The 424-nt window shown below is 57.5% G+C and carries 1 rRNA gene; it reads left to right on the top strand.

Going from position 1 to position 424, the window contains the following annotated elements:
- Positions 1–424, top strand: a 23S ribosomal RNA gene (locus ciss_RS05545); the annotation flags it as partial.

Raw genomic sequence — 424 nt, 5'->3', positions numbered from 1 at the left:
TTGAAGGCCGTACTGGGGGTACACTGCCATGTACCCGGCAGTGAAGCGTAATAGGAGAAGGAGTTGGGAAACTCCGCCGTAGAAGGTGAAAGCCCTGTATCCGAAATTACGCGTAGCTGCAGCGTACGAGCCTGAGTACCATGGGGCACGGGGAACCCTATGGGAAGCAGGGGGGACCACCCTCCAAGGCTAAATACCCGCTGGCGACCGATAGAGGACGAGTACCGTGAGGGAAAGGTGAAAAGCACCCCGGGAGGGGAGTGAAAGAGGACCTGAAACCGTATGCCTACAAGCAGTCGGAGCCACTGGAAGGTGGTGACGGCGTACTTTTTGTAGAACGGGCCGGCGAGTTGCTGTACGTAGCGAGGTTAAGGCTTATAAGGCCGGAGCCGAAGCGAAAGCGAGTCCGAAGAGGGCGGAAGTT

Source organism: Carboxydothermus islandicus (assembly GCF_001950325.1).
Taxonomy (GTDB): domain Bacteria; phylum Bacillota; class Z-2901; order Carboxydothermales; family Carboxydothermaceae; genus Carboxydothermus; species Carboxydothermus islandicus.
Note: the sequence above shows the minus strand (reverse complement) of the source record. Positions and strands in the feature narration are given on the sequence as shown.